Origin of the sequence: Marinobacter sp. SBS5 (assembly GCF_048285575.1) — a bacterium.
Lineage (GTDB): Bacteria > Pseudomonadota > Gammaproteobacteria > Pseudomonadales > Oleiphilaceae > Marinobacter.
This window is the reverse complement of sequence record NZ_JBLWAZ010000001.1, coordinates 589,703-613,259: the sequence shown is the minus strand read 5'-3', so window position 1 is coordinate 613,259 and position 23,557 is coordinate 589,703. Positions and strand designations below refer to the sequence as shown.

The 23,557-nt window shown below is 54.2% G+C and carries 21 protein-coding genes and 1 tRNA gene; 7 read left to right on the top strand and 15 right to left on the bottom strand.

The annotated features are described in order from the left end of the window. Positions 1-57: 57 nt before the first annotated feature. Positions 58-1,452, top strand: coding sequence for a S41 family peptidase (locus ACNQ6O_RS02880; protein WP_418051731.1), 1,395 nt, complete (start codon positions 58-60; stop codon positions 1,450-1,452). Positions 1,453-1,487: 35 nt separating this feature from the next. Beyond that, positions 1,488-2,270 carry a divergent polysaccharide deacetylase family protein gene (locus ACNQ6O_RS02875; protein ID WP_418052260.1) on the top strand — a complete coding sequence of 261 codons (783 nt, stop codon included), beginning with the start codon at positions 1,488-1,490 and terminating at the stop codon, positions 2,268-2,270. On the opposite strand, the gene hisF is transcribed toward ACNQ6O_RS02875, so the two are convergent. The 5 genes from hisF to ACNQ6O_RS02850 all read right to left on the bottom strand — a co-directional run bounded on the left by hisF (position 2,267) and on the right by ACNQ6O_RS02850 (position 5,643). Further along, positions 2,267-3,040, bottom strand: a complete 774-nt coding sequence (gene hisF / locus ACNQ6O_RS02870; RefSeq protein WP_418051730.1) for an imidazole glycerol phosphate synthase subunit HisF — start codon at positions 3,038-3,040, stop codon at positions 2,267-2,269. The two genes, ACNQ6O_RS02875 and hisF, sit on opposite strands and share 4 nt — an antisense overlap. Positions 3,041-3,049: 9 nt before the next feature. Beyond that, a complete protein-coding gene (gene hisA / locus ACNQ6O_RS02865) occupies positions 3,050-3,787 on the bottom strand; it encodes a 1-(5-phosphoribosyl)-5-[(5-phosphoribosylamino)methylideneamino]imidazole-4-carboxamide isomerase (protein WP_323751740.1) in 738 nt (245 codons plus the stop codon). 20 nt (positions 3,788-3,807) lie between these two features. Continuing rightward, positions 3,808-4,449: an imidazole glycerol phosphate synthase subunit HisH gene (gene hisH / locus ACNQ6O_RS02860; protein ID WP_418051729.1), complete on the bottom strand. Its 642-nt coding sequence runs from the start codon at positions 4,447-4,449 to the stop codon at positions 3,808-3,810. A gap of 29 nt (positions 4,450-4,478) precedes the next feature. Beyond that, on the bottom strand, positions 4,479-5,072 hold the full coding sequence (hisB, locus tag ACNQ6O_RS02855) for an imidazoleglycerol-phosphate dehydratase HisB (RefSeq protein WP_114334469.1): 594 nt from the start codon (positions 5,070-5,072) through the stop codon (positions 4,479-4,481). 109 nt (positions 5,073-5,181) lie between these two features. Continuing rightward, positions 5,182-5,643: an SRPBCC family protein gene (locus ACNQ6O_RS02850; RefSeq protein ID WP_418051728.1), complete on the bottom strand. Its 462-nt coding sequence runs from the start codon at positions 5,641-5,643 to the stop codon at positions 5,182-5,184. A 192-nt stretch (positions 5,644-5,835) separates the two neighbouring features. Here ACNQ6O_RS02850 and ACNQ6O_RS02845 point away from each other — a divergent pair, with 192 nt between their 5' ends. From ACNQ6O_RS02845 to ACNQ6O_RS02830, 4 genes are all read left to right on the top strand, one after another. Beyond that, the gene (locus tag ACNQ6O_RS02845) at positions 5,836-8,055 is read left to right on the top strand and encodes an AsmA family protein (protein ID WP_418051727.1); all 2,220 of its coding nucleotides are present in this window, start codon (positions 5,836-5,838) and stop codon (positions 8,053-8,055) included. Further along, on the top strand, positions 8,055-9,119 hold the full coding sequence (gene mutY / locus ACNQ6O_RS02840; protein ID WP_418051726.1) for an A/G-specific adenine glycosylase: 1,065 nt from the start codon (positions 8,055-8,057) through the stop codon (positions 9,117-9,119). Before ACNQ6O_RS02845 ends, mutY begins: the two co-directional genes overlap by 1 nt. A gap of 49 nt (positions 9,120-9,168) precedes the next feature. Continuing rightward, positions 9,169-9,441 (top strand): oxidative damage protection protein, encoded by a 273-nt coding sequence (locus ACNQ6O_RS02835; protein ID WP_418051725.1) that lies wholly within the window; start codon positions 9,169-9,171, stop codon positions 9,439-9,441. 118 nt (positions 9,442-9,559) lie between these two features. Then, positions 9,560-9,635 (top strand) — tRNA-Phe (locus ACNQ6O_RS02830). Positions 9,636-9,740: 105 nt separating this feature from the next. Here ACNQ6O_RS02830 and ACNQ6O_RS02825 read toward each other — a convergent pair. From ACNQ6O_RS02825 to ACNQ6O_RS02810, 4 genes are all read right to left on the bottom strand, one after another. Continuing rightward, positions 9,741-10,646, bottom strand: a complete 906-nt coding sequence (locus tag ACNQ6O_RS02825) for a LysR substrate-binding domain-containing protein (RefSeq protein WP_418051724.1) — start codon at positions 10,644-10,646, stop codon at positions 9,741-9,743. Positions 10,647-10,787: 141 nt separating this feature from the next. Next, positions 10,788-12,284 (bottom strand): CoA-acylating methylmalonate-semialdehyde dehydrogenase, encoded by a 1,497-nt coding sequence (locus ACNQ6O_RS02820; RefSeq protein ID WP_418051723.1) that lies wholly within the window; start codon positions 12,282-12,284, stop codon positions 10,788-10,790. 76 nt (positions 12,285-12,360) lie between these two features. Further along, positions 12,361-13,518 carry an iron-containing alcohol dehydrogenase gene (locus tag ACNQ6O_RS02815; RefSeq protein WP_417536927.1) on the bottom strand — a complete coding sequence of 386 codons (1,158 nt, stop codon included), beginning with the start codon at positions 13,516-13,518 and terminating at the stop codon, positions 12,361-12,363. Between the two features lie 71 nt (positions 13,519-13,589). Next, entirely contained in the window at positions 13,590-15,218 is a 1,629-nt protein-coding gene (locus tag ACNQ6O_RS02810) for a BCCT family transporter (RefSeq protein ID WP_418051722.1), read from the bottom strand. Between the two features lie 341 nt (positions 15,219-15,559). Between ACNQ6O_RS02810 and ACNQ6O_RS02805 the strand changes: the two genes are divergently transcribed. Next, a complete protein-coding gene (locus ACNQ6O_RS02805) occupies positions 15,560-18,073 on the top strand; it encodes a CoA transferase (RefSeq protein WP_418051721.1) in 2,514 nt (837 codons plus the stop codon). A 62-nt stretch (positions 18,074-18,135) separates the two neighbouring features. Here the strand turns inward: ACNQ6O_RS02805 and ACNQ6O_RS02800 are convergent, their stop codons facing one another. The 6 genes from ACNQ6O_RS02800 to glcF all read right to left on the bottom strand — a co-directional run bounded on the left by ACNQ6O_RS02800 (position 18,136) and on the right by glcF (position 23,557). Further along, a complete protein-coding gene (locus ACNQ6O_RS02800) occupies positions 18,136-19,371 on the bottom strand; it encodes an aromatic amino acid transporter (RefSeq protein WP_418051720.1) in 1,236 nt (411 codons plus the stop codon). Continuing rightward, complete coding sequence (locus ACNQ6O_RS02795) at positions 19,368-20,036, bottom strand: alpha/beta hydrolase (protein WP_418051719.1); 669 nt, start codon at positions 20,034-20,036, stop codon at positions 19,368-19,370. The genes ACNQ6O_RS02800 and ACNQ6O_RS02795 overlap by 4 nt, the downstream gene beginning before the upstream one ends. Before the next feature lie 103 nt (positions 20,037-20,139). Then, complete coding sequence (locus ACNQ6O_RS02790; protein WP_418051718.1) at positions 20,140-20,511, bottom strand: thiol-disulfide oxidoreductase DCC family protein; 372 nt, start codon at positions 20,509-20,511, stop codon at positions 20,140-20,142. Positions 20,512-20,537: 26 nt separating this feature from the next. Then, positions 20,538-21,734 (bottom strand): multidrug effflux MFS transporter, encoded by a 1,197-nt coding sequence (locus ACNQ6O_RS02785; RefSeq protein ID WP_418051717.1) that lies wholly within the window; start codon positions 21,732-21,734, stop codon positions 20,538-20,540. Positions 21,735-21,811: 77 nt separating this feature from the next. Beyond that, positions 21,812-22,243, bottom strand: coding sequence for a DUF4124 domain-containing protein (locus tag ACNQ6O_RS02780; RefSeq protein WP_418051716.1), 432 nt, complete (start codon positions 22,241-22,243; stop codon positions 21,812-21,814). 105 nt (positions 22,244-22,348) lie between these two features. After that, a complete protein-coding gene (gene glcF, locus ACNQ6O_RS02775; protein WP_418051715.1) occupies positions 22,349-23,557 on the bottom strand; it encodes a glycolate oxidase subunit GlcF in 1,209 nt (402 codons plus the stop codon).

Here is a 23,557-nt window from a genome sequence, read left to right as displayed (position 1 = left end):
CATACTGTGGCAATCAACTTTCCCGTCCAACTATTGGAAACAAAACAGGATATGTGAATGAAACGGGTCCCAAGCTCTCTCCAGTTTTCACCATTACGTTCTCTAGCACTCGTGGCCACCTGTTTTTTCACTGCTCCTGGACTGGCGCTTGCTCAAGACAACGACACCCAGCCTCATCAGGTGATCCAAGGTCTGCAGGACGGGCAGCGGGTTGAACTCAAACTACCGGACCCGGAAAAGCAGCTTCCGCTGGAAGACCTGCGCAAGTTCACAGAAGTATTCGCCCGCATCAAAGGCGCTTACGTCGAAGAAGTGTCAGACAGCAAGCTGCTTGAAAGCGCAATCAAAGGCATGCTCTCCGACTTGGACCCTCACTCGACCTACCTCGCCCCGAAAGACTACGAAGAACTTGAAGAAAGCACCTCCGGAGAGTTTGGCGGTTTGGGTATTGAAGTGGGCATGGAGAACGGCTTCGTCAAAGTTATCTCCCCCATCGACGACACGCCAGCACAAAAAGCCGGGGTACAAGCTGGTGATTTGATCATCAAGCTCGACGAAAAGCCGGTGAAAGGTATGTCGTTGGAAGAAGCAGTCAACCTGATGCGCGGCAAACCCGGCACGGTACTCACCTTGACGATCATGCGTGAAGGCCTGAACGCGCCGATCGAGATTGACGTTACCCGCAACATCATCAAAGTCACCAGCGTTAAATCTCGCACACTGGAAAGTGGCTATGGCTACGTTCGCATTACCCAATTCCAGGCTGAAACCGGCCGCCAGTTCAGGCAAGCCCTGAGCAAACTGGAAGAGGATTACGGTAAGGATCTCAAGGGCCTCGTGATTGACCTGCGCAACAACCCGGGCGGCGTCCTTCAAGCGGCGGTTGAAGCTGCAGACGCACTGCTTGATAGCGGCCTGATCGTCTACACCGAGGGCCGTATTCAAAGCTCCCGCCTGAGATTCAGCGCCAAGAAAGGCGATCTGATGGAAGGCACTCCGATTGTCGTGCTGATTAACGGTGGTTCCGCCTCGGCCTCAGAAATTCTGGCCGGCGCCCTGCAAGATCACAAACGGGCTGTTGTTATGGGCACCCAATCCTTTGGCAAGGGCAGCGTGCAAACCATCATCCCTCTGGATGAGACCCATGCGATCAAGATGACCACTGCGCGCTACTTCACGCCAGATGGCCGTTCGATTCAAGCCAAAGGCATCACTCCGGACATTGAGGTTCGCCCGGCCGAGCTGACTGAACTGGACAGCCGTCCGTTCTTTACCGAGGCCGACTTGAGTGGTCACTTGGAAGGCGAGAATGAAGAGAAAGCCCGCCAAGAGCGTAAGAAGAATGAGAAAGCACGAAAGTCTTCAGAGAACCGGGATTACCAGCTTCGCTCTGCTCTGAATCTGTTGAAAGGAATGAGCATTTTGTCTGGCTCCAAGGACAGCACGCAGTGAATAAACGTCTGAGTGGCTTGTGGCTTGCAGCGGTTTTGGCTCTTGGCTCGAGTGTTGCGCATAGCGCAGCACCGGGAGAAGCTCTGCCGCCAACCATCGCCATCATCATTGATGACGTAGGCCACAACCTGCATGAAGGTCAACGATTGGTGCAACTGGACCAGCCGCTGACCTTGGCATTCCTACCTTATCGTCGCCACACCGTACGCCTTGCCAAAGAGGCATACTCGAACGATAAAGAGGTTATGCTGCACGCCCCTATGGCCAACACCCGAAATTTCGACCTGGGGCCGGGCGGGATAACGCCCGACATGGATGAGGCCACCGTGACCACCACGCTCCGTCGCGCATTGCAGTCCATCCCCCACGTAACAGGGGTGAACAACCACATGGGCAGCCTGTTAACCCAACAGATGCAGCCTATGGATTGGGTAATGAAAGAACTGAGCCGATACCCGGTCTATTTTGTGGATAGCCGCACCATCGCCAACTCTGTGGCTGGCAACGTGGCTAGCGCTTACCAAATCCCCAGCCTGACCCGGGACGTGTTTCTCGACCACGAGCAGACCGAAGCGTTTGTTGACCAGCAATTCCAACTCTTAATCAAAACCGCCAAAGAGAAAGGTACCGCCATCGGCATTGGCCACCCGCACACAGTGACGGTGGACTACCTCGAAAAACATTTACCGGAACTGGATGAGCAAGGCATTGCCATTGCTACGGTTAGAGGTATTTGGGCGATACGCAATGACAATCGGGAGATGTTCGCAGAAGGCGAAAAGCAGGCCATTCGACCTGCTTACGCCAAGAGCAATTAATCGCGGACTTCGATGCCCTGAGCTCTCATAAAGGCTTTAGCTTCAGGAATGGTGTGCTGCCCGAAGTGGAAGATAGACGCCGCCAATACGGCATCTGCCCCACCTCGGGTAACGCCATCCGCCAAGTGCTGAAGTTCACCTACCCCGCCGGAGGCAATCACCGGCACGGATACCGCATCACTGATCGCACGGGTTAAGCCTAGGTCGAAACCGATCTTGGTGCCGTCACGGTCCATACTGGTCAGCAACAGCTCACCCGCACCCATTTCGACCATTTTTACAGCCCATTCAACGGCATCCAAACCGGTCGGCTTACGGCCACCGTGGGTGAAGATTTCCCAACGGGGCTCTTCGCCTTCGCCGCTGACTTGTTTAGCATCAATAGCAACCACAATGCACTGGCGGCCAAAGCGCTCCGCAGCTTCGCGCACGAACTCCGGGTTAAATACCGCGGCGGTGTTGATCGACACTTTGTCGGCACCGGCGTTCAGCAGGTTACGAATGTCGTCTACAGTACGAACGCCACCACCTACAGTCAGCGGAATGAATACTTCCGCCGCCATACGCTCTACGGTTTCGTATGTGGTGTCACGGCTTTCGTGACTGGCCGTGATGTCCAGAAACGTGATTTCGTCTGCGCCCTGTTCGTTGTAGCGCCGTGCTACTTCGACGGGGTCGCCGGCGTCACGGATATCCACGAAATTTACGCCTTTAACCACGCGGCCTTTGTCGACATCCAGGCAGGGAATGATGCGTTTTGCCAGTGCCATGGTGCTTCCTCAGTTGTTCAAGCTGTCGCAGTAGGCTTGGGCTTCCGCCACATCCAGCGTGCCTTCGTAGATGGCACGTCCCGTAATAGCACCCAGAATGCCTTTGTCCGCCACGGTTGCCAAGCGCTTGAGGTCATCCATGTTGGTGACACCGCCGGATGCGATAACCGGAATACCACCCTGCTCTGCCAGAGCTGCCGTAGCTTCAACGTTCACACCCTGCATCATGCCGTCGCGGGCAATGTCGGTGTATACGATGGAGTCTACGCCGTCGTTTGCGAAACGTTTGGCCAGATCAACCGCCATAACTTCTGAAACTTCCGCCCAACCATCCGTTGCAACGCGGCCGTCTTTGGCGTCCAAACCCACAATGATGTGGCCGGGGAAGCGCTTGCACATTTCTGTAACAAATTCGGGTTCTTTAACCGCCTTGGTGCCGATGATGACCCACTGTACGCCAGCCTTCAGGTAGGCTTCGATGGTCTCGGCAGAACGGATACCACCACCGATCTGAATCGGCAGATCCGGGTATTTTTTGGCGATGGCTTTAACGATTTCACCATTAACAGGCTCGCCGGCAAAGGCGCCGTTAAGGTCTACCAAGTGCAGACGACGAGCGCCGGCTTCGACCCATTTCGTAGCCATGTCTACTGGGTCGTCTCCGAATACGGTGGAGTCGTCCATGCGGCCTTGGCGCAGTCTTACGCACTTGCCGTCTTTTAGATCAATTGCGGGGATAATCAGCATATCTTGTTCCCTGCCCGCGCTCAGCGGTTTCCGGTCCAATTTGTAAAGTTTTCCAGCAACTGCAGCCCCGCCCGAGCACTTTTCTCGGGGTGGAATTGCACTGCAAAGATGTTGTCTTTCGCTACCGCAGCCGCCAGATCCACACCGTAATGGGTGCGACCTGCCATATGGGCGTTGCCGTTGGCTTCGGCGTAATAGCTGTGTACGAAGTAGAAGCGGTCACCGTCTGGGATGTTGTGCCACAACGGGTGCTCAAGGGCTTGGTAAACCTGATTCCAGCCCATATGAGGCACTTTCAGGCGCTCACCATTTTCGGTCAGGTTGTCACCGAAATATCGCACCTCTGAGGGAAACAGGCCGATGCCTTCCACGCCGCCGTTTTCTTCACTTCTGGCCATCAGCGCTTGCATGCCAACGCAAATGCCCAGAAAGGGGCGGTCCTGAGAGACTTCTTTAACCAGCTTATCCACTTCCAAGCGGCGAATTTCAGCCATGCAGTCGCGGATCGCTCCAACGCCGGGCAGGATCACCCGGTCGGCTTCGCGTATCTGGGCAGCATTGTCGGTGACCAGTACGGTGCAATCCGGGGCAACATGCTCCACGGCTTTACGCGCGGAGTGCAGGTTGCCCATGCCGTAGTCGATGATGGCGACGGTCTTCATGGTAGTTCAGATTCCTGTTGGCAACCGGTTTACAGAGCGCCTTTGGTAGACGGCATGATACCGGCCATGCGCTCGTCCATCTCAATCGTCATGCGCAGGGCACGGCCGAATGCTTTGTACACGGTTTCAATCTGGTGGTGGGTGTTCTTACCCTTCAGATTGTCGATATGTACAGTTGTCATGGAGTGGTTCACGAACCCACGGAAGAATTCTTCAAACAAGTCTACGTCGAAGCCACCAACCACCGCGCGGGTGTAGGGTATGTTCATGCACAGGCCTGGACGGCCGGAAAGGTCGATCACAACGCGGGAAAGTGCTTCATCCAACGGCACGTAGGCGTGACCGTAGCGGCGAATCCCTTTCTTGTCGCCCACGGCCTGCTTAAACGCTTGGCCCAAGGTGATACCGATATCTTCCACTGTGTGATGGTCATCAATGTAGGTATCGCCTTTGCAGGTGATATCCAGGTCGATCAAACCATGGCGGGCGATCTGATCCATCATGTGGTCGAGAAAAGGCACGCCTGTGTCGAAACGAGCTTTGCCGGTACCGTCGAGATTGATCTCAACCGTGATCTGGGTTTCAAGGGTATTTCGCTCTACCCGAGCCTTACGTTCAGCCATGGAGACTCCGTTGTGAAAACTGGCTTGCTACCGAAAACTTTGATGTTTGCGGATTATACCGATTTACACAGCTGGAGTCCCGCAATGGGCACTATCGCTACGATTAGGCTTAGAACGCGTTTTTCAGGTTGTTCATGTAGGTGTCAACCAAGCTATTAAACTCGTGCTTGATGACAGGGCTGATAGCAAGCTTAAGCAGGCTTGGCAGGGGCAGCGTCAAGGCTGCGCTGGTCTGGAAGCGCAGGCTCGTAGTGCTCGCGTCTTTGGCGGTAATAACCCAGGAACCGCTCACCACACCGTTGCCTTCGCCCTTAACGGGCTCCCAGGTGATTTTCCCGGCATCTTTGTCTGCATAGTACTTACAGGCATAAATAGACTGGATGGCATGCTTATCAACACCCACTTTTTCCATTTCCCAGCGATAGGTGTTATCGCCCAGATCGACCAGCTTTTCTACTTTGGGAAAATGACTGACGGATTCGGGTACATCTGCCAGCAGGTCAAATACTTCGTCATAGCTTGCCTGAATTTCCAGTTCACGGTTCAGCTCAATTGAAACAGTGATAGCCACATCCGACTCCTTGTTATGCTTATTTGCGTGACAGAGCGTTTTCCCCGGCACGTTTCGGTGTATTTTGAACCAAGACTACCGCATTGTCATATTCCTGCACTGTTAATTTGCTAACCCTGCGTTATCCTTTGGGTAATTCATTCGTAATACATCAGGCAATTTCCCCACCGGGGAAGAAAAGGAAATCATGTAATGAAAGTCATCCGCTACGCGCTCTATGCCCTCATAGGCCTTGTCGTCCTAGCCGTCGCAGCCGTTGCTATCGCTGTGGCCGTCATCAATCCAAACGACTACAAACCGCAAATTGAGGCGGCCGTTGAGAAGCAAACCAACCTGGACCTGATTCTTGAAGGCGATATTGGCTGGTCATTCATTCCACTTGGCCTAGAGCTAAACAAAGTAGAGGCCACTCTGGAAGGTGAGCGTTTTGTGGCTCTGGAGCAGCTGATCGCCCAGATCGATTTTTGGTCACTGATTGCCATGTCACCTCAAGTGAACACCTTCGTTCTTAACGGCCTCGACGCTCACTTCGAAGTGAACGAGCAAGGCGAAGGCAACTGGGCGCGAATCATGGCGGAGAAGCCAGCCAGCGCCGAAGAACCTGAAAAAGCAGATACCACAGAAGTGCCTGCGGCCTCAGAAGAAACCGCAGAGACCAGCGAAGGCGGCGAAGCCCTTAACTTCAACGTCGAGAACGTTGAAATAAGTAACGCCCGTGTTCACTACAACGACCTGAGCACCGGGCAATCGGTTGTGCTGGAAGACTTCTCTGTGATGGCCAGCAACATCACTTTAGGTTCCGAGTTCCCGTTGGACATTCAATTTAAGGTAGAAACAGCACAACCGAAGTTGGCTGTAGATGGAAGCATCAGCGCCAAGCTGAAAGCCAATCAGGCCCTGAACGAATTCACCATGTCTGGCCTCAAAGCCGTATTCGACATGAACGGCGAACCGTTTGGCGGCAAGTCTGTCACGGCGGAACTGAGCGGCTCTCTGGCGGCCAACCTTGAAGATGAAACCGCGTCACTAAGCGATTTCACCGCCAGCCTGGCCAATCTGAAACTAAGCACCAACCTGAACGTAAAGGGCTTTGGTGACAAGCCGGCCCTAGATGGCAACGTGACCATTTCAGAGTTTTCTTTGAAGAAGCTGCTTAGCAACCTCGGCCAACCAGCCATTGAGACAGCTGATCCAGATGTACTGAAAGCCATCGCACTTTCTACCAACCTTGGCGGCAAGCCCGGCACGGTGGCATTGAGCGATTTGAAGATCACCTTGGACGACACCAAATTCAACGGTAACGGCAGCTATACCCTGAGCAACGGCGGCCTGATGTTCAACCTACAAGGCGACAAGCTGAACGCAGACCGCTACCTGCCTCCCGCCAGCGAGGAAGACGCTGCCGCGGCACCTGAATCCAAAGAAGAAAGCTCTACCGCAGGCACCGCATCGGCCAACCAGCCGGAAACCGATCTGCTGCCGCTGGAAACCCTGCGCTCGCTGCTTCTGGACATCAAGTTCGGCTTGGGCGAGTTGATCGTCAGCAACCTGACCATCAACGAAATCAAAGCCAGCACCACGGCTAAAGATGGCTTGCTGAAGGTCGACGAATTCAGCGGCAAACTTTATTACGGCACCTTCGGCGCCAACGTCACGATCGATGCTCGTACCGACAACCCGAAGTGGAACATCCGCTCAGACGTCAATAACGTGCAAACGCTACCGCTACTGACTCAGCTGGCAGAAGTGGACATGCTGTCCGGCGGCGCCAACCTGAAGCTGGCCGTAAACACAAACGGCAATCGCATCTCCGCACTGCGGAACAACGCCAAGGGTGAGATCAACTTCAACCTAGCCGAGGGCGAGTTCCGGAAAATGAACCTGACCCGCATGGCCTGCCAGGGTATCGCTTTGGTTAATCAGGAGCAGCTGTCTACTTCGAATTGGGGCACAACCACACCGTTCAATGACATGCGCGGCACCCTAAAGATCAACGGCAACACCTTGAACAACACGGAACTGGTCGCCGCCTTAGCCGGTATGCGCCTAGAAGGCGATGGCACTGTAGACCTCGAACAAAGCAAACTCGATTACGAAGTAGGGCTACGCATTGTAGGCGACGTCCACAGTGATCAGGCTTGCCGCACCACCGAGTATGTTCAAAACGTAGTTATTCCGGTCGAGTGCCGCGGCAACTTCGCCGAAGACTCAGCAGGCCTCTGCTCTTTTGACGGCTCCCGCTTCCGCGACACTTTGAAAGACATAGCCGCCAACGCTGCACGCGCTAAAGCGAAAGAAAAGGTGGATGAAGTCAAACAAAAAGCAAAAGACAAAGTCGACGAAAAGCTCAAAGAAAAGCTGGGCGAAGAAGGCAGCAAAGTGAAAGACGCGCTCAAAGGTCTATTCAACTAATGCCAGACCCGTTCGCCGACAAACTGCTCAACTGGTACGACAACCACGGCAGGCACAACCTGCCGTGGCATCATGACCGTAACGCCTACAGAGTCTGGGTTTCTGAAATCATGCTTCAGCAAACCCAGGTAGCCACCGTTATCCCCTACTTTGAAGCTTTCATGGCCAGCTTCCCGGACGTTCAGGCGCTTGCCTCGGCGCCCGAAGATGCAGTGCTCAGCCACTGGTCCGGCCTTGGCTACTATGCCCGGGCCCGCAACCTGCACAAAGCGGCCAAGCAAATCGTTGAAGCTTTCGACGGTGAGTTTCCGCAAGATCAGGAAGCACTGGAGTCGCTCACCGGCATCGGCCGCTCAACGGCAGCCGCCATTCTGGCTCAAGCCTTTGGCAAACGCGCGGCTATTCTGGACGGTAACGTAAAACGGGTTCTGGCCCGCTACCACGCCGTACCCGGCTGGCCGGGGCAAAGCGCTGTGCTCAAAAAGCTGTGGGAGCACGCCGAAAGCCACACACCTGACCACCGTGTGCGTGACTACACCCAAGGCATTATGGATCTGGGTGCCATGGTGTGTACGCGCAGCAAACCTAAATGCGACAACTGCCCCCTCAGCAGTGGGTGCGTCGCCTATGGCGAAGACCAAACCCTGCTGTACCCCGGTTCCAAGCCGAAAAAGCAGAAGCCGGAAAAAACCACCTGGATGCTGATCTTTGAAGATACCGAAGGCCGCATTCTGCTAGAAAGACGACCGCCCAGCGGCATTTGGGGCGGCCTCTGGAGCCTTCCAGAGCTAGACCCAGCCTACGGTGCTGAAGAGCTACAGGAAGCCTGCGAAAAGGAATTAGGGCTCGTGTGCAGCGATCCAGAGCTGATCAGTGGCTTTCGCCATACATTCAGCCACTATCACCTGCACATACAGCCAGCCCGTCTGCCGGTATCTGGCAGCGCCAGAGTCGCCGATTCAGAAAGCCAGCGTTGGCTACACCGCGACGAAGCACTAGCGCTAGGCCTGCCAGCGCCCATTCGCAGCCTGCTGACCGAGCCGGAGCAAAGCGCCCTGCTCTGATCCGATCTGTTATCATGCTCGCTGCAACAACCCCAACATAGGAGTCATCATGAGCCGCACTGTATTCTGCCGAAAGTACCAGAAGGAAATGGAAGGCCTGTCTATGCCTCCGATGCCCGGCCCCAAAGGCCAGGATATCCTTGAAAACATTTCCAAAGCCGCCTGGGAAGAATGGCAGAATCAGCAGACCATGCTGATCAATGAAAAACACCTGAATCTGATGGACGTGAATAACCGTAAATACCTGCAAGCGCAGATGGACCGTTTCTTTAATAACGAGCCATTCGACAAAGCCGAAGGTTACGTGCCACCCGAAAAGTAACTAATCTGGTCAAGGCCTGATCAACTGCGGAAATTTTAAGAAATTTTTGCCGGCCGGTCTTGACTCCTAAACCCTAAACCGGTTTAATAGCGCCCCGTTGGAGCACATAGCTCAACACGCCCGGATAGCTCAGTCGGTAGAGCAGAGGATTGAAAATCCTCGTGTCGGTGGTTCGATTCCGCCTCCGGGCACCACTAATTTCACGATCTAGCCCGCTTTTTAGCGGGCTTTTTCGTTTTTGTCTGCAGCTAAATCGCCTCCAGCCCCAGCCTCAACAAACGGCTCGGCGAGCTTCAGCGCTAACGCCCTTTTCCAGCCTCTTCCAACAGCCAGCTTCGAAAAATTTCCGCGTGAGGATGAAGATACTTGTTAGCGGGACGCACCAGATAAAACGCTTCCGCCGTTGGTACTTTTTGTGCGAACGGGGCGACTAACGTGCCCTTCTCCATCGACTCTTCCACTAAACACGTCCGCCCCAAAGCAATACCATCCCCATGCTCGGCCACCTTCATCGCAGTGATTAACGTATCAAACTGAATTTCCCCGGAAAACTGGACGTTAGATAAGCCAGCTTCATCAAGCCAGTGCCCCCACCCTTCCTCGTAACCAATGACGTGAAGCAACGTCTGCTTGCTCAGGTTTTCAAGAGCATCTAAGCCACCTGAATTGATATCACCCAGCGCACTTGCCACCTGTGGGCTGCAAACGGGAAACAACTCATCCCAACTCAGTCGGTCGGCATCGAAGCCAGGCCAATCACCTTTCCCGTAGCGGACTTCCATATCGGAATCGTGCGCGCTGTTGTCCAGCCAGATATTACTGGTGAAACGCACGCCAACGTCGGGATGCTTTTCGCGAAAACGACCAAACCGGGGAGCTATCCAAGCGGTAAAAAACACAAGATTCGTTCTTACTGTCAGTAGGCGAGTTTTGCCCTGACCAAAGATCTCATTCGTTGCCGTGGCAAGTCGTCTGATGCACTCATGCACCACCGGCAGGTACGCCTTGCCCGCGTCCGTCAATTCCAAACCCCGAGGTAAACGCCGAAACAGCTCCGTGCCAAGCTGAGACTCTAACCCTTTCACATGCTGACTGATCGCAGCCTGAGTCAAATTCAGCTCTGCCGCAGCCTGAGTCAGGTTCAGATGGCGTGCTGCAGCTTCAAAAGTCCGCAACCAGTTTAGCGGTGGGAGTCTCTTCTTCATGGAGCAAACTCTTTTTTATAGTTAGGAGTCCTATTTTGTTTCATCCCTCACTGTAATGCCAGGCACAAAAAAGGCGGTGGCTCATCTTGCAAGCACACCGCCCCAACCAACTTACTACTTATAACTTTTAGCCCTGAACACCTACTTCATGGTGGGCATCGAGAACTCGGCACCTTCCCGAACTCCGGCGGACGGCCAACGCTGAGTAATCGCTTTGCGACGAGTATAGAACCGCACTCCATCAGGGCCGTACGCGTGCAAATCACCAAACAGGGACCGCTTCCAACCGCCAAAGCTGTGGTACGCCACCGGCACCGGCAGAGGGACGTTAACTCCGACCATACCCACCATGATGTTGTCAGTGAAGTAGCGAGCCGCTTCGCCGTCACGGGTGAATATGCAGGTACCGTTGCCGTACTCATGAGCGTTAATCAGGTCCATGGCTTCCTGCATCGTATTCACTCGCATGACCTGCAGCACCGGCCCAAAAATTTCTTCCTGGTAGCTGGTCATCTCAGGGGTAACCTGATCAATCAGCGTACCACCAACGAAAAAGCCATTTTCGTGGCCAGCCACAACCTGGTCACGGCCATCCACAACAATACGCGCGCCCTGCTGCTCCGCGCTATTGATATAGCCCACGACTTTATCGCGGTGTTGGCTCGTAATCACCGGACCAAAGTCATTGCTGGGTTCGCTGTATGCTCCCACCTTCAGGGTTTTCATAGCCTCGGCCATCTTGGCAACCAAAGCATCGCCAGCCGCATCACCCACGGCAACCGCAACCGACAACGCCATGCAACGCTCGCCCGAGGAACCAAACGCAGCGCCCAACAATTGGTTCACCGCATTGTCCATGTCAGCATCGGGCATAACGATGGCGTGGTTCTTCGCGCCGCCCAATGCCTGACAACGCTTACCATGGGCACTGGCGGTGCTGTAGATGTATTCCGCAATTGGCGTTGAGCCGACAAAACTAACCGCCTGAATCCGGGAATCGGTCAACAAAGTATCTACCGCTTCCTTATCGCCGTTGACCACGTTCATCACGCCGTCAGGCAAGCCGGCTTCCTGCAGTAACTGAGCAATAAACAACGTTGAGCTAGGGTCACGCTCCGAAGGCTTCAAAACGAAACAGTTTCCGCAAACAATCGCCATGGGATACATCCACAGCGGCACCATGGCCGGGAAGTTAAACGGCGTTATACCCGCAACAACGCCCAGCGGCTGAAACTCACTCCAGGTATCAATGCCGGGACCAACCTTCGGACTATGCTCGCCTTTCAGCAACTCAGGAGCACCACAGGCGTATTCCACGTTCTCAATGCCACGCTGCAGCTCTCCCAGCGCATCGTGCTGGATTTTGCCGTGCTCTTCTCCGATAAGCCGCGCAATATGATCCGCGTTCTGCTCCAGCAGCTCCTTAAACCGGAACATGATACGAGCACGCTTGATCGCCGGGGTGTCGCGCCATGCAGGGTAGGCAGCTTCTGCTGCAGCAATGGCCTGCTCTACAGTGGCCTTAGAGGCCAAGGCGACTTGCCGCGTAGCCTCACCGGTAGAGGGGTTAAAAACCAACTGGGTGCGGCTTTCGTCGGCAATCATCTGCCCGCCAATCAAATGACCTATGGTATTCATGCTATATCCTCAAAAGGTATTCTCGCAGCCAGTGCGAGGTTTGTTGTTGTACAAAACTTTGATCGAGTTTCTTGCGTTACCAGAGTTTCTTGTAAAGCTCGATAATTTCTTCGGCGCTGGGAACTCGGGGATTGTTTCCGGGGGATCCGGATTGCAGTGCCTGCTCCGCCATGGTTGGCAATAGATGAAAAAACTCGCCGCGATCGATGCCGAACATTTCCGGAGTTGGCACCTCCAACTCATCATTCAAGGCATAAAGCTCCGCCATCAGTTTGCTGTTTGCCACGTCGGTGCTGTCTTGTTCCGACGCAACCCCCATGGCGCGCGCGCAGTCTGCATAACGTTCGGCAGCAGCCGGGATCGAGTACTCGGTGACAGCGGGGAGCAACATGGCGTTAGACAACCCGTGAGGGACATGGAAAGCCGCGCCGATAGGCCGACTCATCCCATGCACTAGAGCGACCGATGCATTGGAAAACGCAATTCCAGCCAAGGTGGAGCCCAACATGACGCGCTCGCGAGCCTTTTTATCAGAGCCATCATGAAACGCTCGCCGGAGGTTCGGGCCGATTAGCCGCATTGCCGCGATAGCTTGAGCATCGGTATATAAGCTCGCCTTACGACTGACGTATGCCTCCATCGCATGCGTTAACGCATCAATGCCGGTATCGGCAGTCGTACGCTTGGGCAAACTGAGGGTTAAATTGAAATCGACCAGCGCCGCCACAGGCATAAAGCCCACGCCCATGCACAGCATCTTTTCATCATTGGACTCGTCCGTGATGATCGTCACGCGGGTCACTTCTGAACCGGTACCAGCGGTTGTGGGTATAGCGATGATCGGTAAACCAAGTTCGTTGACAATGCGCGGGAATTTATAATCCCGCATAGTGCCGCCAAACTTGCCTAGAATACTGATAGCCTTTGCACTGTCGATCGGGCTGCCACCACCAAGAGCGATGATACTGTCGTAATCACCATCGCGAACTTTGGCAACGCCTGCTTGTATTGAGCTGACCGTGGGTTCCGGCACCGTGTCATCGAACACATCCGCTGACAACTCGCTAGCAGCCAGGCAACCCTGAATGGTTTCGGCATAACCCAGTTTAACCATCATTTTATCGGTGATAATTAATGGGCGGCTGCAGCCCAAGCTCGCCAAAACCTCCGGAAGTTGCTGCGAGGCTCCTTCACCGATTTGCAGGATACGAGGGAGAATGACTTGAGTAACCATAATTGCTCCATCTGTTTCTGAAATTGGGGCCTCACTAGCGGAAACGAGGCCCATGTTGTTTTTGTTAAGACTCAGAGAGAGCCCGAGACAGTTGCCACACCCGGCTTTTTGCCACGCGACTCAGCGGCACCTACCATTTGCGCGGGGTTAAACAACTTTCCCGGAAGAGCCTCCTCACGCAAAGACTTCAGCAGACCGTAGATCGCCATGATTAAAATGATTGAGAACGGCAAAGCGGCAACCACCGTGGCTGTTTGCAACGCCCCCAAACCACCAGCCACCAACAAAACTGCCGCAACCGAACCAATCGCTGCGCTCCAAAAAACCCGATAACGGGCCAACGGATTCTTATCCCCCATCGAGATCAAAGTGCACACAACCAAGGTGGCCGAGTCGGCAGAAGTCACAAAGTAAGTCACCAGCATGATGGTGCAGATACTGGCCATCAGCGTCACGACCAGATCGCTGCCACTCATCAACTCGATAGTCTTGAACAACGCCATGGTGGTATCCGCATTAACGGCCTCAACAACTCCACCGTTGCCAAACAACTCGATAAACATGGCGGTATTACCAAAGATGGTGATCCAGATAACTGCCAACAAAGTCGGAGCGATTAGCACGCCAAGAATAAACTCACGAACGGTACGGCCTTTAGATATGCGAGCAATGAAGATACCCACGAAAGGTGCCCAGGAGATCCACCACCCCCAGTAGAAAATAGTCCACCAACCCTGCCACTGGCTTTCTGGATCAGGGTCCACCCAAAAGCCCAATTCAACGGCATGAACAACGTAATCGCCAAAGTTAGTCACCAGCGATCCCAGCAAGTAGGCGGTAGGGCCAAACACCAAAAACAACCCGAGAATAACCATCGTCAAACGCATATTGAGCTCACTCAACAGGCGTATGCCACGGTTCAGCCCTGTAACGACCGAAATCGTTGCAATGATTGAAATTACTGCGATCAAAAGGATGGTATTGGTCGTTGAAACCTCAACGCCCAACAAATAGTTCATTCCGGTATTCATCTGTTGAGCGCCCATTCCCAGCGAGGTCGCGATCCCGAAGACCGTCCCAAACACGGCCAGCAAATCAGCGATGTGGCCAATTGGCCCGTAGATCCGCTCACCAAAAATGGGATAAAGGCTGGAGCGTATAGAAAGAGGCAAACCTTTACGGTAGCTGAAGTAGGAAAGGATCAGGCCACTCATGGCAAACACCGCCCAACCGTGCAATCCCCAATGAAAAATCGACACGCGCATGGCCACTTGTGCCGCTTCTGCCGTTAACTGCTGACTCTCTGAGATAAAAGGGTTGCCTTGAAAATAGGAAATGGGCTCAGCAATACTCCAGAACAGGATACCAATGCCGATACCGGCTCCAAATAACATGGAAAACCAGGAAAAGTTACTAAACTCTGGCCGATCAGAATCTTTACCCAACCGTACACTGCCGTACCGGGTAAACACCAAGCCAACGACCATAAACAAAATAATGCTGACTAAACCTATGTAATACCACGCTAACTCTTTAGCGATAAAATTCTTGGCAGCGCTGTACAGCGCATTGGCATACTCGGGGTCCGCGACAGTAAACAGAACAAAAATAAGCACAACTATCCCGGCACCGACTGACATGACTGGGTTCGTGCCAGTCAGCCACCCAGTCGAGCTTATTAACTCTTTTTTGTTATTCATTTTGTTACCTCTTTTGGCGTTCTCTAATTGTTATTGCTTACTCCGATCAGCAAGCTCTTGAGATGACCTATCACCCTGTATCTGGCGTGAAACATTTTCGTCAGATATCGCTGACGATTGAAACCAAAAAAAACCGCCCCTAAGACCTAAAATTTTTTATATCTAGCGTCCTCAACACGCAATTCACGCAAGCCCACCTATAAATAAAATATGGTCTCAGGGGCCTTTTTTATTGCTGGTTCAGTCGCTCTTTGTTCGCCCATCATTGCTAGCACCGAAACCTAGTCGGTTTCATGTCAGCACAACAAACGTAGATACATAGCGAATAAGGACGTAATCCAATGACAAAAAAGCTCCCCCTACCATTAGAAGGCGTACGCGTTGTTGATTTTGGCCAGCAAATCGCAGGCCCCGCTGTAGCCATGGTGCTGGCAGATTTCGGCGCCACTGTGGTGCACATCGATCCGCCAGAAGGCCCCCAGTGGGACCACCCGGCAAATGCGGTACTTAACCGGAACAAGAGCTGCCTGAAGCTGGACCTGAAGACCGAACGCGGGCTGGCACAAGCGCTCGCCCTGATCGAACAAGCCGATATCGTTATTGAAAGCTTCCGGCCGGACGTTATGAAAGAGCTGGGGGTGGATTTCACCCAGCTTCGTGCCGAACGCCCTGAATTGATCACTCTGTCGGTGCCAGGCTTTGCCAGCAACGATGAACTGCGCCGCGAATGGAAAGCGACAGAAGCTGTCGTCGCAGCAACGTGCGGTGCGTTTACCGACATGGGCTTTAACCGGGTACTGATGGGCATTAACCCAAGCTTCTCCCCTCTGCCTCTAGGCTCTGCCTACGCCGTTTCACTGGCGTCAAGTTCCGCAGTACTCGCGCTACTCGAGCGCGAAAAAACAGGTCGTGGGGACCACATCGAAGTGCCTGTCGCCGCTGCGTTGATGGAAGGCTTATCCTACAATTCTTACGTTATCGAAGGCCTACCCAACCGCTACAAAACTATGCGGGAAGATGAAATCGAGTATCGCAAAGCCAATAACATCGAGTTTGACCTGAGCTATGAAGACCTGCAGGAATACCTCGATCCTTTTTACCGCACATACGAGTGTGCAGATGGCCGCATGTTCTACTGCGTATGCCCGTCACACCGAAACCACGCCAAACGTGCATTAAAGCTTCTCGGCATTTATGACGAACTCAAAGCCGAAGGGTTGCCCGAAGTAAAGGATCTGCACGCCCCCGTTTCCGAGTGGGATGGAGAAACCTCTATTGGTGTTTACCCGTTACCTAAAAAATGGGCTGACATCATCTCGGAGAAAATGAAGAAGGCATTCCTGACCAAAACCTCCACAGAATGGGGCGTGTTGTTTGGTGAAGGCCAGATTCCCGGTGCACCGCACCGCACCACCCAAGAGTGGGTGAACGATGAACACACCAACGCTGCAGGCCTTATTGTTGAGGTAAACGATCCTGAATATGGTTTGATGAAGCAACCAGGACCAATTGCCTGGCTGGAGGAAATGGCGGCAGACATGCTGCAGCCACGCCCCCGCAAGCAGGTTTCCTTTGATGAAGCACTGGCAGAATTATCCGCTGTAGCGGCAAGTGAAACCGTGACTCGCCCCACGGGTCAATCCGTTCAGCCCGCTAGCGGCAAAGGCTGGCTCGACGGCCTGCGCATTTTGGACCTGACCAACGTTATTGCTGGCCCTCACTCTGCGGCGTTCCTTAGCCGGTTCGGTGCAGAAGTCATCAAGCTGGACACGGTCACGCCAATGTACGACCCCTTGATTGGCGTTTTGTTCACATTCCAAACCAATGTAAACAAGCAAAGCGCTTTGATTGACATCACCACCACTGAAGGTCGCGAAGCGTTTAACCGTCTGGTTCGCTCCGTCGACATGGTCGTCATCAACGCTCCTGAGCGACAGATGAAACCTTTGGGGCTAGACAATGAAAGCCTCCAAGCCATCAACCCGGGCGTATTGTTCTGTCGCCTTGACTGCTTGGGCGGCCCATTGCGTGGCCCTAAGACCGACTACATCGGTTACGACGACATCATTCAAGCAAACAGCGGCATCATGAGTCGCTTCGGCGGCCCAGCCACGCCAGAGGAACACGCGCACCTAGGCACCCTGGACGTAAACTGTGGCTTTGCGGCAGGCTTGGGAATGGCAATATCGCTCTATCACAAAGCGAAAACCGGCCAGCCCACGCGTTCGCGCACGTCGCTATCCGCGGTTACCAACATCGCTCAAATCTCGTTTGCCTTCGACTATGAAGGGCGCGCACCGTTCAATGAGCCATCAGGACGAGAGGCTTTGGGGCACCATGAACTGTCGCATTTTTATAAAACCAGCGAGGGCTGGCTGTACCTGGATTCGAACCGCTCTGAGCTGGACAAGCTCGAAGGGGTCGAAGGACTTCAAGGCATTAGTTCAGCAGCCAATATCAGCGATTTCCTGAACGATGCACTGAGCCAAGCACCGGCCAACTACTGGGTAGAAATATTGCAAGAAGCGGACATTGCCGCAGCTCAACCGAATGCAATTGAAGATCTTCGGGAGCAATACAGTCGTGAGGCCGATGGCACTCCTGGCACCGGTTTGGGAAGCTTTTCGTTCTCAACCTACCCGAACCACCCCAGTGGACATTGCATCACGCAAATTGACCACTACTCGGTTCGCCCCAGTGAAGCGTCTACTCGAGCGATTAAACCAGCAGAGCAATATGGTCATTCCACTCGCAACATTCTGGCGAGCATTGGCTACAGTGAAGAGGAAATCGAGTCGATGATTGAACGCGGTATCGCGGGGCTAAACTGGAGCAAGGAATATCTTCCAAGTTAAAGCTATCTAACAAAAGCTCCTGCAAAAAAACACCAGCCTCCCAATGAGGCTGGTGTTTTACATCACCCCAACTCAGCTTCCGGCAACACCCCCGCCAGCCCCATAAAATGGAACACGATGGTCGACACCCCAAAGACCAGCACCAGAATAATCGCGACCTTCGCTCCCGGCGCCATAAAGCCGGTAGCGCCACCTTCCAGCATTCTTGATTTTCGGGCCAACAGGGCCGGAACGATACAGGCCCACACCGCAGCCGCAGCACCGGCATAACCAATCGCCACCACGAACCCGAACGGGGCTAATAACGACAGCAGCAAGGGTGGAACAAAGGTGATGGCCCAGGTTTTGGTGCGGCCTTTGCGGTCATTCTTGAAGCCAAGCAAGTCGGCCATAAAATCAAAAGTGCCCAGTCCAACACCCACGAACGAAGACAAAATCGCGGCAGTCGAAAAGGTGCTGATGGTATTGGCAACCCGCTCGGAGTCGATGGCGAACCCGAGCGCCGCCAACAACACATCCACATCACCACCCTGCGCCACAACCGGCCCGAAATCCTCCCGGGGCAAGTTGCCAAAGATGCTCACCAGCCAAACCAGATAGAAGGTCAGAGCCACTGCAGTACCACCAAGAATGGCCTTTTGCGCCTTTCGCTCTTCGCCGTAATAGGCGCGCAGTGAAGCAACTGAGTGATGGTAACCAAACGAGGTTAATGCCACGGGCAACATGGACATTGCATAGGGCGCGTATTGGCCATTCAAGTTGGCTGTGTCGAACAGGATGCCGAGATCGATTCTCGCAGCAAGGCCAAACACCCCCAATACGAAACTCAACAGCATAAACGTAACCAGCACGACAGAGAGCCGGTCTACCGCTCGGGTTGAATGCCAAACGACCAGAGAAAAGAGCAGCACGAAAACCACCGACACTAGCTTGCTGTCGACCCCGGTCATGCTTTGAATAATCAAACCAGACGAGGTGATGTAGGCATACAGCAAAATCCCGCCAACGAAGTAAACCGTCAGGTTACTAAAGACATTCACCCGAGCACCGAGCAAGGATTTGGTGACGGTATTGAACGACGCCCGCAAATCAAAATGCTTGAAAGCCTCCAGCAGCATCCAGCCAGACAAAGTCATGACAACCATCGTCAGCACCAGAGCAAGGCTGGACCAAACTGTCCAGGCACCGGCACCGGAGCTGGGCAAACCCAGCATACCTGCGCCCACGCACACACTGGCAATAATACTTGCGCCGCCAATCAGGGACGGTACCGGTTTGGATGCAGGTCGATCGTTCACTTTGCTTCAGTCACCCGCTTTGCCAGAAAGCCGTCCAGGTCCCTCACCTCTTCCAGGCACAAGCTGTGCTCCATGCCATAGCTTTGGTACTCGGGCTCAAAACCAAGATCTTGCAAAGTCTGGTGGGCCGTTTGCCCCAAGCGCTCCATCACGATCTGGTCAAAGCGGCCGTGACCGATAAAGACGGGTAGCTTACGGTTCGCGTCGCTAAGCTCGATTGAGTCTGCGGTGGCAAAGTAGGTGGACAGCGCAAACAAACCGCCCAAACGTTCCGGGTAGCTCAGGGCCAATTCATACGCCACCGCACCGCCCTGAGAGAAACCGCCAAGGATGATGTTCTCACTGGCTATGCCTCGTTCCCGCTCGGCCGTGATCAATTCAGCCACCATACCCGCGGAAGCGCGAAGCTGCTCGGCGTCCACTTTACGATCGACATCCATCGCCAGAATATCGTACCAGGCAGGCATCACCATACCGCCGTTAATCGTAACGGGCAGCTCAGGTGCATGAGGGAAAATAAAACGCACGGGGGTTTCACGGGAGAAGGCAAACTCCGGCACAACCGGCTCAAAATCATGGCCGCTCGCACCGAGGCCATGCAGCCAAATAATGGTGTGTGCGGGCTCTGGGCCGGTATCGATCTGCAATACGTTCAACTCTGCCATGGGGTCTCCCGTCAATTAGGTAATTAGACCCCGCATCATACAGCTTCGATAATTTTCTACACCAGTGATCAGGCAGATTGAGGTAACAACGTGGCCCGGGACTTCAGCTGCCCAAACGCTCTGACAACCTGCGGGCAACCCAGCGATGGTATAACGCCGCCAAGCATGGACGAATAATCGGCAGCCCAATCAACCAAGCCAGTGGTTTCAGCACCGGCACCCGGGACATCAGCAATATGTAGGCATCCATTTCCTGATGAATCGTTCCCGAGCTGTCTTTCACATGCAGCTCTCTCAAGGCTTTGTCCGGGTCTACACCTTGAGCACGCAACTCTTCTTCACGCCCGGTGATGTCCAGCCACCCCACTGAGTCACCGCCTTGGCCGGCCAGCTTTTCATACCAGCGGCGGTCCCTGATGCAGGTCGGGCAAGCGCCATCGTAAAAAACCAATAATTTTTCTTTAGCCTGAGCCATAGAACCCTCCTTTAGAGCGCACATACTCAGCTGGTTGAAACCGCCAGCTCCCGAGCCACAGCGTTCGGCCCACCCCATGCCAGTATCACAGCCCCTATCGAACAAGCCAACATGCTCGCCACAATTGGCAACAGCGCCTCTCCGCTAACCGATGAAGACACCGCACTCACAATGCCCGCAATGGTAAACTGGGAGGCTCCCAGCATAGCGGAAGCCGTACCACCAAGGTGCGGAAAGAACTCCAATGCGTTGGCCATGTTATTGGGAACAATGCCGCCCTGGCAGCCAACTGCGGCAATAAAGCACGCCGCCACGGCCCAGAACGGGCCATCCAGCAAAACGACCAGAACCAATGCTAGGAACGCAGAACACTGCAACAACACTTGCGCCCTGAGCAAGACAACCGATGAGTACCTTCGAAGCAAAGGCCGGTTCGCCAAGTTCATCACCGCCATTAACACAATGTTCGCCGCGAATAACATGGCAAATGTGCTGTTCGATACGCCAAACCACTCTTGGTATATAAAAGAAGAGTGTGTAATGAAGAGCATCATGGAACTGAAGCAAAGCACCTGAATACCCACGAAACGCATGGTGGTTTTGTGACGAAGCACCAGTATGTAATTGGTCACTAGGGTCTTCACCGGTGTGAAGGTTCTTGGCCTTGGCTTAAGTCTCGGGAACAAGGCCAGCTTCAACACCAGCGCCAGGAAGACGCTGTACCCCGCCAACACCAAGAAGATCCAGTTCCAATGCCCTAGGGCGAGCATGGCAGCGCCCAAGGCCGGCGCCGCAGCTGGCGCTATAAACATGATCAAACCGATCAGCCCGAACAACCTTGCTGCGTCTTGTCCACCAACCTGATCGCGGACAATCGCCGGCACGGAAACGGCACAGAAAGCACCACCAAAGCCCTGCACCACACGCCAGAACACCATTTCACTCAACGCATCCGCCTGGGCCACCATCACCGAAGCCACCGCGAATACCGCCAAGCCAAACAGCAAAATGTGCCGGCGGCCATATCGATCAGACAGCGGGCCGCCCACCAGCTGAGCCAGCCCCATGGTGGCCACATAGGCACTCAGAGTCAGACCCACGCCTGCATGGGGAACAGCAAAATCCCGGGCAATACTCGGGAAGGCCGGCAAATAGGCATCCAGAGCCAAAGGCCCTAGGGCAACAGTCATGCCGAGCAATAAAGCGAGCTGAAAATGGGACAAGGTCTACCTCCTGTTATTAGGTAGATAGCTAACGGCAAACGGCGATAAATCGCAATGCGCGCTAACCGAGAGACTGTCTAGTCCAATACACAGTGATTACTGTATAACTGACTGACCTTTCTCCGCTTTTGCCTCAAGCTGTTACCCCGATCATTGTTGTAACCCGCCCTCAGCTGCACCTGAATCCGATCGAGTTGTACGCGATACTTTTCACACTGCGAGGCTTTACGCTGACCTTCCTGGGTCGCCTTGGCAAATCGTTGCCGGTTCTTCGATTTGAGCATGCGCTCAACCGATTCACGACTTTGTCGAACCTTTTCGGATTGGCGAATGTTAACGCTTAACGGCACGGTGACGGGCTCACGCACAGTAATTGCAGAGTGCTCCTTAATACTCGGGGGCGTATCGGAGAAATGAACAGAACCGCGGGCATCAATCCAGCGGTATATTTCAGCATGGGCTGGCACGGCGACCAGCAGGCACAGCAAAACTGCAGCAATCCTTCGCATAGGTTCACATCCTGTGAAGTCTTGTTTTTGAGCACCCCGCTCAAATTCCCGGCGGGGCCGAACAAGGCACTATACCGGAAACAACCACAGCACTCAGGCACACGGTTATCGATCCAGCAACTCGATCCAGTGGTTCACCGGCACCGGAGCTTTGCTCTCTAGATGCAGCTGGCACCCGATGTTCGCGGTGACAATGCGGTCGGGGTTATCCACCGTTAACGCCTTGAGTTTGTTATCCAGCAGTTTTTGACTCATCTCCGGCTGGGTAATCGAGTAGGTACCAGCCGAGCCGCAGCATAAATGTGAATCGCGAACAGCGGCCAACTCAATGCCAGCCTTGGTCAGCACCTGCTCCACCACGCCACCCTGTTTCATGGCGTGCTGTAACGTGCAGGGACAATGAAAAGCCACTTTCCCCTGCCCTTCAGGAACCTTCAAAGAGTCCAAATCTTCGTTTAACAAGAAAGCGCTTAGGTCCATGCACAGTTCGCTAACCCGCCGGGCTTTATTGGCATACACCGGATCTTCTCTCAATAAATGACCATAGTCCTGCACCATGGCTCCACAGCCAGACGCGGTCATAACAATCGCCTCCGCTCCTGCCTCTATAGCGGGCCACCAGGCATCAATATTACGACGCATCTGTTCTAATCCGCGCTCATGTTCGGACAGGTGATAATTCACTGCCCCACAACACCCGGCCTCCGAGGTTTCCACCAGTGTCACCCCCAGTTTGTCCAGCACCCGGGCGGCAGCCGCATTGGTATTTGGTGCGGCGGCAGGTTGAGCACAGCCCGCAAGCGCCAACACCAATCGCGGATGACTGGACGAAGGCCAGGGGTTCGCCTGCCGGCGCGGAGGTACTTTGCTGCGCAACTTGCCCGGCAACACCGGCCGGAACGTCTGCCCCATACGCAGCAGCGCGGCAAACAGCCGGCGCTCAGGCAGAACGCGCGTCAATGCCCAGCGTAACCATCTCTGGCTGGGAGGCCGCGGGAGCTCCTGTTCCAGCAAGCCGCGGCTAATGTCCACCAACCGACCGTATTGCACACCAGAGGGACAGGTGGTTTCGCAGCTACGACAGGTCAGGCAGCGGTCCAGGTGCTCGCGGGTTTTCTCGGTAACCTCGGCCCCTTCCAGAAACATCTTCATTAGATAGATCCGGCCTCTCGGGCCGTCTCGCTCATCGTTCAGCTCCTGATAGGTTGGGCAGGTAGCGGTACAGAAGCCGCAATGAACGCAGGCCCGAAGAATGTCTTCGGCCTCCTGACCTTCGGACGTGTTGGCAAAATGTTGAACCAGATTTGTTTGCAT